Below are 13,043 nucleotides of genomic sequence, written 5' to 3' on the forward strand. Positions count from 1 at the left end.
GCCAATTTGCCTTAAAAACCCAACATGCCCACAGCTAAAGCAGTGGGCAATTGATTATAAGAATTCTGATTCCAAATGGATACTCTTCAATAGGAAATAGCCCATTCTTAAAATTGGAATAGCATAATCCCTGGCTTTAGCCAAAACTATTTACCCTTTAAAATCATTAGCGTATTTTAGAAATTGATTGTTTGTTTCGAAGGGAGGAAATATATCAGGAGTATAATGGCTAATCGGATCATGATTCCAAAAAGGCTACCCTCCGGCCCCTGACTACCGCCATTATAAATTTCATCGGGTATAATGCTTATATTCAGAAATCCTTCAGATTGGATTCCAGAAACAGGGAAACCAAAAATAGCACCTTGTATAAAATTCCAAGAGAAATGAATACCTGTCGGAATGAGTATGAATTGAAATTTTACAAATGAATACCCATACATGATACCTGCCAAGAAGTAACTTACAAAATAGACACCATTTGTTGGGAAATGGTATAAGCTAAAAAGAACAGAAGTAAAAAATATTAACGCATTTTTATTGGAAATATAATGGATGAGGCTTGCAAAAAGTAAAATTCTAAAAATAAATTCTTCTACTATTGCTATGGATAAATATTTCGGAATGTGTGAAAATATTATTTTATAATTATTGGTAAAATTTAAAACAATATAACCATTATATATATTTAACAAGATGATAAAATAAAACAAAATAAAAATTAAAATAAAAAAATATAGATTATAGGTTAAACTTTCGAGAAAATAAATTCCGGCTATTTCTCTTAGTTCTACCTTGTTATTGTAAAAAATATAAAAAGCTCGAATTGAAAATATAAAAATCAGTATAAGACTTAATATTGAAAGGATTTCAAGCATTATTCATTTTCTTCAATAGAAATCATCAATATAATAATAATATATAAAATTAACCTAGTCTTTGAATTGGGATAAACTCCTAAAGTTATAATGAAAATATCTTGCACATTACTACTTCTAAAACATATAGAAATACTCCTATTATTATACCAAATATAAGATCATTTAATTTAATATAACTCGATTCAACCCAAAAAATATAGTTCCCTAAAAATAAACATATAATTGGAGCGATGTATACAAGAACATTTGAAGCACCAGCAAAAAATATAAATATTGAATAAAGAAACGAACACACAATAGCAACAGAAAAAATAGCCACATTTTGTTGGAGATAATAGGAGACATCTTTTTGAAATAAAATCATCAAAAATATAATAATAAAATTAATTAACAGTATTCTATTTTTAATCTTCATACAAAGAAATAAAAAATATCCATCACCATTCTGCTGATCGATAAATAATTAATCAGCCTTGTAATTTCCACCTAAAAACAAACCATATTAATCCAAATAAAGTGTATTCCATAAAACCCCATGGAGGGGAAATTGTAGCTTTAATACCCCCGACAAATTGGTATCAATGGGAAACAGCTCTATAAATTACATTCAGCTAAACCCAATACAATTCTAATAGCTAATTGGTTTAATAGCATTATATAATTGAACTAATAAAACCAAAATAGAAAAAATTAAAAGTACATAGAACCCAATTTTATACTTATTATCATTATTTATCATCTTAGTCCAATTTAAACTTATCATTTAATCACAGATATTGGCAATTAACTACAATATACTAAAGGCCTCCCATTTTTAGAGTAATCATGTAGCTATTCGTTCCCGGTGTTCTTCTAGCTTTCTTTCCACTTTCTAAACTTGATTGAAAAACCATACCAGCTAAATAGAATACATCATATAAGAAGGGATCACCTCCCATGATTGATAAACATTCTTTATTAGTTAATTCTTTCATAAGATAATAATTTAATTGTAGTTACCTACAAGATACTGGTGGATTATAATTTCCTTTCCTTCCATCCCTAAAACCTCTTGCAATATCCCCAGAATTATTATAAAGATATACACCTACAGAACCGACCGCTATCGCTAAAGCAAATAGTCCTATGGCAATTGAAATTGGTTCTCCCCCATTAACCTCTTTTAATTCTTCTAAACTTAGTTCTTTTAACATTTTCATAATTTTAATCAAATTTAAATATTACACTAAATTTTTTAACGTTTTAATCCTTCCTATATATGTTAGAAGCTATTTTCTCTTCAATTTCACTCTAATTTAACTCTGATCAATGCAATAAAATAACATTCATCAAGTTTTCGTTGATTATTTGTCAATTCTCTGATACTTTAAGTATCTCAAATCTCAGATCAATACAAATTTTAGTATTCCCCTTATAAATGAAACTATTTAATTTTCTCGAGAAAGAAATTTCAACTCCCAAATCCTTTAGGTATTCGAGATACACGTACAATTGCCTTTTACTTATCCCCATCTTTTTTGCCATATCATTAGGACTCCCTGTGCGTTGTTCCTTTACCAGCTTATTCAATAGCTGAAATCGCTCAATCTGTCTAATAAATTCCATAATCTATCTGGTTTAACTCGTTAAATTCACTACCAAACACTGTTTCTTTACCATTTTGTAATATTTGCCTTCCTTGCCCAGAAGTTCTTCATGGGTGCCTTCTTCTATAAGTTGCCCTTTATCCAGGACAAAAATCCGGTCCATTTCCTGAACGGCTGCTAGTCTATGGGTAATGAAAAGTATGGTTTTTCCCTCCCTTGCCAGTATGCGTATTGTATTGCGTACAAACTGCTCTGATTCAGAATCCAATGATGCAGTGGCCTCATCCAGGATCAAGATGGCAGGATCACGGTACAGCGCCCTGGCAATGGCTATGCGCTGTTTCTGCCCACCCGACAAAACGGCTCCGTTTTCTCCCAGATACGTCCCAAATCCATTGGGAAGGGTTTCTATAAAATCCATCATGCCCAACTTGTTGCAAATGTTGACGATACGTTGCATATCCGGTTGGTAGTCTCCCAAAGCAATGTTTTCCAGGATATTTCCGGCAAAAAGATCAATGCGTTGCGGCACCACGGAGACCAATTGCCGAAGGCTCGTATGGTTAATGTACTTGATATTATGCTTTCCAATATAAATTTGTCCTGATTGCAGGGGATATAGGTTTTGCAATAAGGCCACCAGGGTGCTTTTACCCGAGCCACTCTCCCCTACTACTCCGGAGATTTTGCCTTTTGGGAAATCAAGATTAAGGCCTTCGAAGACATTGGTTCTGGAGCCATATCGAAAGCTTACATTTTTAAAAATAATATTTCCTGCTTCTTCCTTATTTAGAGGGAAGGTCTCCTCTGCACTTTCAACTTCCAAATCCATGATCTCGAATAAGCGGTCTGCTGCAATCAGGGCATTTTGAATCGTTTTGTTCATGCCAATAAGCTCTGATATGGGGCCGGTCAAATAACCCGTCAAGGCATAAAAAGCCATCAGCTCCCCAGGGGTTATGTCATTCCTCAACACATACCCAACCCCTACCCAAAGGAGGATAATGGTAAACAAACTGGAAACGGCTTCTGCAGAAGTGCCTGAAAAAATGGAGCTCGTACCTGATTTGTACACGGTACGTAGTAGGGATACAAATCGGATTTCCGTCTTGATATTCGCATGTTCTTCGGCACCAAACCTTTTTATCGTTCCGGCAGCCGTAATGGATTCTACCAGTTGGGATTCCAACTCAGCCGATTCTTCCAAAAGCCTTCGTTCAATTTTTTTATTGAGTTGGTTGGTGATGCCATAAATCAGCGCATACAGTGGAATAACCAATAGCATCACCAATGCCAGCTTCCAGTAAAAGGTAAACATCAATGCAAAGGAGAAAAGGACGATGAAGACATTCACTATCAGGCCTATGGAAACATCATTGATAAATGCTCGAATTTTCACAGCATCGTTGATGCGGGAGATGATCTCCCCTACTCTCATGGTATCAAAAAAGCGTTGAGGTAGCGTCAATAGGTGTTTGTAATACCCCAAAATCAGTCTGGCATCGATGCGCTGCCCCACCTTTAACACGAAAAGGGTTTTAAAAACCCCAATGGTGATTTGCAACAACAACAAAACAATCATGGTTACTGACAGCAGGTTGAGTAGGTTGGTATTTCTTCCGATAAACACGTGGTCGATGATTTTCTGCACATATATGGAAGTGGACAAGCCCAGGAGGGTATAGATCATCGCTCCTAATAGGGATTGAAACATCACCCCTCGGTGCGGGCGCATCAATAACCAGAACCTGCTCCAGTTGCTTACTCTTTGGTTAACAGATCTAAAGTCATCATTGGGCATTAAAAGCACCAGTACTCCGGTCCAGGAATTTTTAAAATCATGATGGCTGATTTTATGAAATTGCCCGTCAGCTGGGTCCATATAGGTCACCGTTTGTTCACCCACCTTGTACAAAACCACAAAATGGTGAAGTACCTTTTTGACCACTACATGAGCGATTACAGGCATGGGCAGCTCTTTCAAGGCCTCAAATTCTCCGCGCACACCCTTTGCAGAAAAACCCATTTTTGTGGCGGCTTCAATCAATCCCAACACATTGGTTCCCTTTTGGTCGGTAGAAGCCATTTGCCTGATTTTTGCCACCGGCATTTCCAACTTGTAGTAGGAAGCTACCGAAGCCAGACAGGAGGCACCACAGTCGGTGATATCTCGCTGTTTGATCTTTATACTCATATCGCATCCCGCTTAGGGGTGTTTGCTGACAAAAGGGTTTATCCAATTATCCACCTTATCGTATACCAACTGAGACAAGGAACGCCTTGCCACCACAAAACGGGCATTAAAGGTCATTCCTTTTTTGATTTGACCTACGGCCCCACTGGAAAGTGTCAAATATGAACGTTCCATAAGACAGGTGACTAAATAGCCCACTTCTTTCTCATTCAGTAATGTCAGATCATCGGCAATGTCCCACACCTTGCCTTCCGCAATCCCCCATTGGTTGTAATTATAGGCATCCACCTGAAAACTCACTTCTTGTCCCTTTTGGATAAAAGCAATATCAACTGGCGAAATATACGTAACCGCCAGCAAAGTGGTATCCGGAGAGATTTCGGCCAACTTTTGATGTGGATGAATAAAATCACCTTCGTTCAGGTTAAGCACATTGATCAAAGTACCATTGGTGCCCGCCAGAATGTTGTATTGATCCATTTGTGATGCATACAACTTCAACTGATTGCTCAGCTTGATCCTTTCATTCTTGAAATCATTCAACTCCTGTTCCCAACTTTGAATTTTCTGTTTTTGGATCAATTCCAATTGAGAGCTGGCCTGTTTGAACTTCACTTCTACCTCGTCAAAATCCGCAAAAGCCAGTGATTGACTGTTCAATAGAATTTTGGCTCTTTCGTAGTCACGCTCCAACTTCTGAACTGCAGCAGATTGATTATTAAATTGCGTCTGGTACTCCAGCAGGGAAGCTTGAAAATAATGCGTACGAAGCCGGATAGCTTGAATTTGGGCGCCGACTAAATCTGCGCTTAACAATGACCTTAGGTCTGAAATTAAATCCTCCAGGAGGTAAAGTCGCTCCCGCACACCTTGCATTTCCAGGTCCAGAGCCTCTTTTCTGATAACGGCCAATACCTCACCCTGCTTTACTTTCTGGTTTTCGGAAAGGTTCCATTTTTCCAACCTTCCTCCTACAGCACTTATCAGCGGGTTCCGCTGTAAAGCTGACTTAAAGGAACCCCTGGATTGCACGGCAACATCCACTTTTACAAAAAAAAGCGCCAGGCAGGAAAACATCAAAAGGGTCAAAATAATGAGGTAAATGGCCTGGGAGCGAACACCAATATGAGCATCAAAAACCTCAACGCTATGATTGGCAATAGCCGAAGGGAAAATCCTGGAATTCATGATTTAAATGTGGTGGACAAATGACCAAAAGAACAAAATCTTGAATTTACAATGGAATTCAATTCCTCCTTTAACAGGTCATTCCCCCAATCTGCCCAATCTTACCTTCAAGATGGAAATGACATTCCATTAAAAGCGCGAAGACACATCATTTCTTAAATATATTGTTTGTTTCGATAACCCTTAAAAACCAAATATCCTGCTTGTAATTATAATAATTCAAAAATAAGGGCCATTTAATTTTAATCATAAAATAAAAATAAACCAAATTTCTTTTTAATTTTTTTTATACAAAATTTTTCCCATAGCATATAAGCTAGCATATTTATAAAATTAATTTTTTTTTCTTCTAATTAAAAAAGCATTTTTATCGATATATTATGTTAATGATGTGAAAAATAAAATTATTATTTTAATAGATAGATTGTGTAGTTGTTATTAGAAATCTAAAATTCATATCCTCTTCCACTTCATAAACCCCAAATCCCCTCTTCAACCAGCAAAGAGGAAATGTGATGTTTTTTATTTAGATTAGGTGGTCAAACATTTCAAGGGATTTGTGAATTTCAATAAGACCAAATCAGTAGAAAATAATCCGTCCATTTCCCAATAAATCAAGCCCATGAAAAACGCATTCCTCAGCTGTCTTTTTAGTTTATGTCTCTCTTTTACTTATGCCCAGACACCCTACTTCCCCGGCACCGACTGGCAGGTAAAGTCTGCCGAAGAGATGGAAATGAACGCTGCACTCTTGGACAGTGCGGTGAAATTTGCGTTGACCCATGAAAATAAAGTGGAAAGGGATTTGCGGATCGCCAATTTGAAATCCTATGCCCGGGAGCCGGATTATAAAATATTGGGTCCCATGAAAGAAAGGGGCGGTCCGGCCGGAGTGATCCTGAAAAACGGATATATCGTGGCCCAATGGGGAGACATTCAGCGGGTCGACATGACTTTTAGTGTAACCAAAAGCTTCCTTTCTACCACGGCAGGCCTGGCCATAGACGAGGGATGGATTAAAGGCGTAAGCGAACCTGTAAAAAACCATGTCTGGGAGGGGCATTTTGACGGCCCACATAATTCTAAAATCAGTTGGGAGCATTTGTTGACCCAGTCTTCTGACTGGAGCGGTACGCTTTTCGGTTTGCATGACTGGGCGGACCGGCCGCCAGTAGAAGGAACCATCCATGATTGGAAAAACAGGAAACTCAACGAACCGGGAACGGTATTTAAATACAATGATGTGCGGGTTAATCTTCTCGCCTATGCTTTACTTCAGGTGTGGAGAAAACCTTTGCCTGTGGTACTCAAAGAAAAAATCATGGACCCCATTGGTGCTTCCAGCAACTGGCGGTGGTATGGGTATGAAAACTCCTTTGTAAATGTGGATGGATTGATGATGCAATCCGTGAGTGGTGGCGGCCATCACGGCGGCGGCGTTTTTATCAGCGCCATCGACCAGGCCAGGTTTGGACTGCTCTTTTTAAGAAAGGGCAAATGGAAGGACCAACAATTACTGTCCGAAGAATGGGTAGCTGCCGCCCATCAACCTTCCACCGCCAATCAGGATTATGGCTATATGTGGTGGATCAATACCAGCAACAGATGGAAAGCAGTATCTCCCGAAATTTACTATGCCGCTGGTTTTGGCGGAAACTATATTGTGATTGACCAGGAGCATGACCTGGTGGTGGTAACCCGATGGATGGATGACAGTAAAATGGGCGAATTTATGGCATTGTTGAAGCAGTCTGTGAACGGATATTAGAAAGGTGATAAATGCTTTTGGAGAATATTGGTACGAAAAATGGAAACCAAATAAACCAATCCTTCGTGCATTTGCGTCCTCCATTCAAATAAATCACCCCAGCCCTTGTGTGTTTAACTGGTCGGATATCGGGAGATCAAAAGCAGGAGTAAACGACCATTGTATTGTAACTGTCAACTTTTTTAATTAGATTAAATTCCCTATTGTTTTACTGCTCAGCCTTTTACTCCTACCTGGTAATGCGGTAGGCAGGTTATTTTACACATCAAACCGTTATAAAAATGTCCGAAAAGAATAAAAAATTCTCCCGAAGGAAATTTATTGGTCTTGGCATAAAGGGATATTCTGGTGTTCAGTTGGCACAGGGCCTACCCCTCTCCTTATTGGCTTTTTCGGGTTGTAAAAAGTCCAGTGCAAAAACCATTCATGGTGCCTGTTATCATGACTGTCCTGATTCCTGTAGCTGGGAAGTGACCGTAGAGAATGGAGAAATCAGGGGTTTTGCTGGCGATAAGGAAAATCCCTTTACGGCTGGAAAATTATGTGATAAAATGGAAACCTTTCCTCAGGACATCACTTTCCATCCCGATCGTATTTTAAGCCCCTTGAAAAGAACAGGCCTTAAAGGAGAAGGAAAATTCGAAAAAATCAGCTGGGAACAGGCCATAAAAGAAGTCGCCGAAAAATTAAAACTTTCTGTGGCCAGGCATGGTGGAGAATCGGTACTTCCTTTTGGTTATATGGGTACCCAGGGACTGATTCAAAAAGGCGCCATGAGCAACCGTTTTTTTACAAAGCTTGGGGCCTCTAATTTGTCGGAAACGATCTGTGGTGCCCCAGCCATTACAGGCAACATGATGGCAAATGGCCAGGTCATGGGTATTCTCCCTGAAGACATTGTTCACAGCCGCTACATTATTCTCTGGGGTACCAATACCAAACATTCCAATGTACATTTGTGGCCATTTGTTCTGGAGGCCAGAAGTCGGGGAGCCAAAATCATAGTGATTGACCCCTTTAGATCCGCAACTGCAATGGAAGCAGACCAACATATCCAGCTAATGCCGGGAACTGATGTTGCCCTTGCCCTGGGCATGATGCATGTTATCATCAAGGAGGAGCTTACCGACGACGAATACATCGAAAACTTCACGTTGGGCTATGAAGCTTTGAAAAAGCATGTAGAGAAGTATGATCCTACTACCGTAGCAGGGATTTGTGGGATTGAAGAACACCTGGTGGTGGACTTTGCACGGGAATATGCAAGAGCAAAACCTTCTCTTATCCGTTACCTGGTAGGGATGGAACACAATTTCAATGGTGGTGATGCTTTCAGGTCTGTGGGTATGCTTCCCTCACTTACCGGAGCCTGGCGGGAACATGGAGGTGGCCTGATGCATTTTACCTACGAGCTGTTTGGCAAAGCGTTGAACTATGGACGGCTGAATATGTATACCGAACTTGCGGAAAAAGAAACCCGATGGATTAATATGGTTCAGCTGGGGAGTATGCTGAATGACGTTGATCTCAACCCTGCGATAAAGACATTATTTGTGTTCAATGCAAATCCTGTGGTAACCATACCGAATCAGAACCTGATTCGTGAGGGGCTGAAAAGAGACGATCTTCTTACGGTAGTGGTAGAACATTTTGTGACGGATACGGCTAAATATGCTGATTATATATTCCCTGCCACCACACAGCTAGAGCACTGGGATGTGGCTGATTCATGGGGGCAGGTTTATTTAAATCTCAACCAACCGGCCATCGAGCCCCTTGGAGAGGCCAGGCCAAACAGTGAGTTTTTCAGGTTGTTAGCAAAGGAGTACGGTTTCAATGACGCCTGTTTTAATGAGTCAGACATTGAAATCGCCCAATCGTTTTTCGATACGGATCATCCCTATATGAAAGGCATCACCTTTGACTATTTGAAGGAACATGGCTGGGCGAGACTTAAAATTCCAGATCCTTTTTTACCTCATGCAACAGGTAATTTCGGTACAAGTTCGGGCAAATGTGAGTTCTATAGTGCTTCTATGGAAAGTTCCGGACAAGCCTTACCTGCCTATAAATCCACTTCTCCTGAAAACCTGGCACAATACCCCCTTCAGCTCCTTACCGTTAAAGCCACCAAAGGTTTCCACAATTCGTCACATGCTAATGTTAAACACCTTATAGAGAATGAAGGGTTTCCCACCCTTGATATGAGTATGGAGGATGCCCAAAGCCGGAATATCTCCGATGGAGATGAGGTCAAAGCACAAAATCAATATGGGACAGTGCTGCTAAAAGCAAGGATTAGAAACCGCATACGTGCCGGTGTGGTCCTTATGCCTCATGGATACTGGCCCTCTTTTGTAAAGGGAAACGCAACATCCAATGCGTTAACAAATGATCGTTTGTCAGACTTTGGAGGGGGTGCTGCCCTACAGGATTGCTGGGTTGAGGTCATCCGTTTTGGGTAAAAAATCAATGGCCTGGTCGAAAGAAATTTATGCATCAGCACAAAAAATTTTGTTTCTAAAATGCATCGAAAATCACCTTAATGGGTGATTTTCAAAAGAAAACATCCATTCTATTTTATTTTACCGGAAAACTATTTTATTTTTATTCAGTTGTTTTCTGCTCTTTTCCAGCCCTTTAAACGAACACCTGATGAAAATTCCATGTATTCTATTTTTAATTTTGGCAATTAATTGCCTACCCCTAGCCGCACAGTGTCCAAAGAAAATCGTAAAGTGGGTAGAGCAGGTCAGCCTGGATTACCCGGGAGTAGATATGAACCAGGCCAGTGCTGAAGAGATGAAGCGCATCATTTACAACTTGTATTCGGACAAATATTTTGTACCTGTATTCAAAAAAAGCATAGCGGAAGTATCGAAAAAAAAGCTGGAATACATCGTCAAAGCGGGGTATTTTGCCGGCTGCAGCAGTACCATTCCCGGAAACTTATTTGAATTCTCTGCCCCTGCTGAAAATGCATTGGGGAAAAACAGAAATATCAGTGCCAATAATATGCGGGACTTCAGCTATGAAGTGGTCAAGGCAAAGGCAGGCGAACTGAGAAATATCCGAAAAGAAACTGCCGCCCTGGAAAAGAAACTAAAAGAGGAAAAAGGATCTCCTGACTTTGATTTCCTGCTTGATTGGGACAGATCCCTGAAGGCCCGGTATGCCCATTTGCTGATGCCTGCTGAAATGACTTCTCTTACAAGGCTGATCAGCCAACACATGGAGAAAATAGCCGATGAGCAAATAGGCTATGCCTTAGCCAAAGTCAGTATACTTGATAATGGTTTTTCTTCCCTTAATCCCCTGCTTTCATTTGTTGCTGATAATGGCAGGTATTATTCCTATCTCCATGAGTCTGACAAAAAGAAGGTAGATGGGGAAATCCAAAGTAAAGTCAGCCAAATCCTGGATGCTTGCGTACCTGCAGATCTGAAGGCTTTGCCTTCCATGCAGATAAGAGAACTGAACGCCTTTTTTGAATCCTTTAACAACAAGTACCAGAAGGTTTTTAATGCTCCTCAGGTAAGAAAAGCAAATCAGGAAATCATAGCCACCAAAGTGGCTTTGGTCACCAAGGGAAAAAGCGAATTGTTGGGCAAAATCCAATCGGCTCAAAGTGCAGGTGACCTGGAACAACTGGAGTCTTTTTACCTTTCCCATATCCAATATTCGGACAACCTGGAAGTAAGTGGTTTGTATCAGATTATGGCAGATCGGAAGGAAGAAATCCGGCAGGAAAACATCCGCCGTGAAATAGCCAGGAAAGAAGCCATCAAACGCCAGCAGGAACAAGCCGAAAGGGATCGGTTACTGGCCGAGGCCGAAGCCATGAGACAACTGGGTTTTGATTTCAACACCAATGGCTTGCAACATGCTGCCCTGTTTCTAAATATTTTTAAGGGCAATTTTGTAGACATTCCCTTCAACAGGGACGACATGAATTTTGGAACATTGATTTCGGAATACATGTATCATTATGCGCGCACCTGCTCCTCCAACCTGCCTGACAACCGGGTCCAGATCTATGAAGACCAGTGCAAAACAGAATCCGTCACTACCAATGGATTTGGGGTGGAAGTCAGTCGCTATTGTGTAGATTGGGTCAAGGTACCTACCGGATTATATGCCGATCCCAATGTATACCAGGCCCATTCTGTGGTACAAAGCATCCTGGACCGGGATACCTTCAAGCACTTGGGGAAAATGCTGACGCAGTTCGCCAATGGGGAAGGCATGCAAGCCATGACAAGTATGGTAGGAGATGCCCTGTCCATGAAAGCAGATCTGGCAGAACTCTTCAGGTTAAATGGCTGTGGCAATAAGGCCATGAAGAGATTTGAGGAAAACCTGATCCGCTTTGCCAATAACCAGGCTCCTCTAAACCTGTCGGGCGATATGGCTGCCAGGGAAGTGGATTATAGCCGGCCCCAAAACTTCAAAATACTTATAGAAGACCTGATTTTAGAAAATTCGAAAAGCTGGGCCGTAAACAAGTTTATCCGCAACAGTGTCGAGAACGTCAGCATCACGGCCAGGGACAGCCAGAATCGCCCCAGTAACATGTCTGCCAGCTACCAGTTTGAAGGTTTTTTTGGCCGCCAACAATATACCGTGAAAATATCCTTCCGGGACGGGGTTCCGGATTGTTTGTATTTTCAGGATTACCCCAATACTTGCCGAACAGCCGACAGAAGGATAGTGGCCGCTTTCAGGAAAGGGAAATACATTGCGCGGTAAAGCTGGTCAATCTGAAGTCTCCGAAAAAAATCCCCCTGTGTCCCCCTTTCTTTAAAGGGGGATTTCGTCTGCGGTCCTTTGCTCATGCGCAATCTTACATGATAAACCGATAGCCCGGGTCATGTTAGTTGGATCAGCTACAATTCAAAATCGCATCAGATCCCTTGACAAAATGAATATGGGATTTCTCAACTGAATTACAAGTTTCTCAAAGCTCGGATGAAAGGAATGCTTTCGAAAAAAAATCCCCCTCTGTCCCCCTTTTTAAGGGGGATTTCGGGTACGGGGAATTTACGGTTTCGTTTTTGATTAAAAACCAGTAAATCAATGTATTAAAAAACCTACATCGTCATCCCGATTTCTGCGTTTTAAAAAATGTTAAGTCTCGCAGTAACGAAACCTACCGTCATCGCGAGCTCAGCGAAGCGATCTGAACCGGAGCGGAGGCGCATGTGCATCCGGAAATGGGAATAGGATCGATAGGTCGCTTACGTTCCCCCTCAGACTGCCGCGGGTGCCGGGGCATTTTGGTCCATTCGACCGGATTTAGGGCTGCACCCTCGCAGTGACGACACTTACCGTCATCGCGAGCTCAGCGAAGCGATCTGAACCGGAGCGGAGGCGCATGTGCATCCGGAAATGGGAATAGGATCGATAGGTCGCTTACGTTCCCCCTC

Annotated in this window: 8 protein-coding genes; 3 read left to right on the forward strand and 5 right to left on the reverse strand. The window is 41.0% G+C overall.

Annotated features, from left to right (window positions below; translation table 11 throughout):
* Positions 1 to 176: 176 nt before the first annotated feature.
* The 5 genes from GL182_RS10770 to GL182_RS10790 all read right to left on the reverse strand — a co-directional run bounded on the left by GL182_RS10770 (position 177) and on the right by GL182_RS10790 (position 5,849).
* The gene (locus tag GL182_RS10770) at positions 177 to 878 is read right to left on the reverse strand and encodes a CPBP family intramembrane glutamic endopeptidase (protein ID WP_163379649.1); all 702 of its coding nucleotides are present in this window, start codon (positions 876 to 878) and stop codon (positions 177 to 179) included.
* A gap of 800 nt (positions 879 to 1,678) precedes the next feature.
* Complete coding sequence (locus tag GL182_RS10775; RefSeq protein WP_163379650.1) at positions 1,679 to 1,855, reverse strand: hypothetical protein; 177 nt, start codon at positions 1,853 to 1,855, stop codon at positions 1,679 to 1,681.
* Positions 1,856 to 1,876: 21 nt separating this feature from the next.
* A complete protein-coding gene (locus GL182_RS10780; protein WP_163379651.1) occupies positions 1,877 to 2,074 on the reverse strand; it encodes a class IIb bacteriocin, lactobin A/cerein 7B family in 198 nt (65 codons plus the stop codon).
* Positions 2,075 to 2,498: 424 nt separating this feature from the next.
* Complete coding sequence (locus GL182_RS10785) at positions 2,499 to 4,661, reverse strand: peptidase domain-containing ABC transporter (RefSeq protein ID WP_163379652.1); 2,163 nt, start codon at positions 4,659 to 4,661, stop codon at positions 2,499 to 2,501.
* Between the two features lie 12 nt (positions 4,662 to 4,673).
* Entirely contained in the window at positions 4,674 to 5,849 is a 1,176-nt protein-coding gene (locus tag GL182_RS10790; protein WP_163379653.1) for an HlyD family secretion protein, read from the reverse strand.
* A gap of 622 nt (positions 5,850 to 6,471) precedes the next feature.
* Between GL182_RS10790 and GL182_RS10795 the strand changes: the two genes are divergently transcribed.
* From GL182_RS10795 to GL182_RS10805, 3 genes are all read left to right on the forward strand, one after another.
* Positions 6,472 to 7,617: a serine hydrolase domain-containing protein gene (locus GL182_RS10795; protein ID WP_163379654.1), complete on the forward strand. Its 1,146-nt coding sequence runs from the start codon at positions 6,472 to 6,474 to the stop codon at positions 7,615 to 7,617.
* A gap of 281 nt (positions 7,618 to 7,898) precedes the next feature.
* Positions 7,899 to 10,082, forward strand: coding sequence for a molybdopterin-dependent oxidoreductase (locus GL182_RS10800; protein WP_163379655.1), 2,184 nt, complete (start codon positions 7,899 to 7,901; stop codon positions 10,080 to 10,082).
* Positions 10,083 to 10,272: 190 nt separating this feature from the next.
* Entirely contained in the window at positions 10,273 to 12,366 is a 2,094-nt protein-coding gene (locus GL182_RS10805; RefSeq protein ID WP_163379656.1) for a hypothetical protein, read from the forward strand.
* Positions 12,367 to 13,043: the final 677 nt, after the last annotated feature.

This window comes from Cyclobacterium sp. SYSU L10401 (genome assembly GCF_010993705.1).
Classification (GTDB): Bacteria; Bacteroidota; Bacteroidia; order Cytophagales; family Cyclobacteriaceae; genus Cyclobacterium.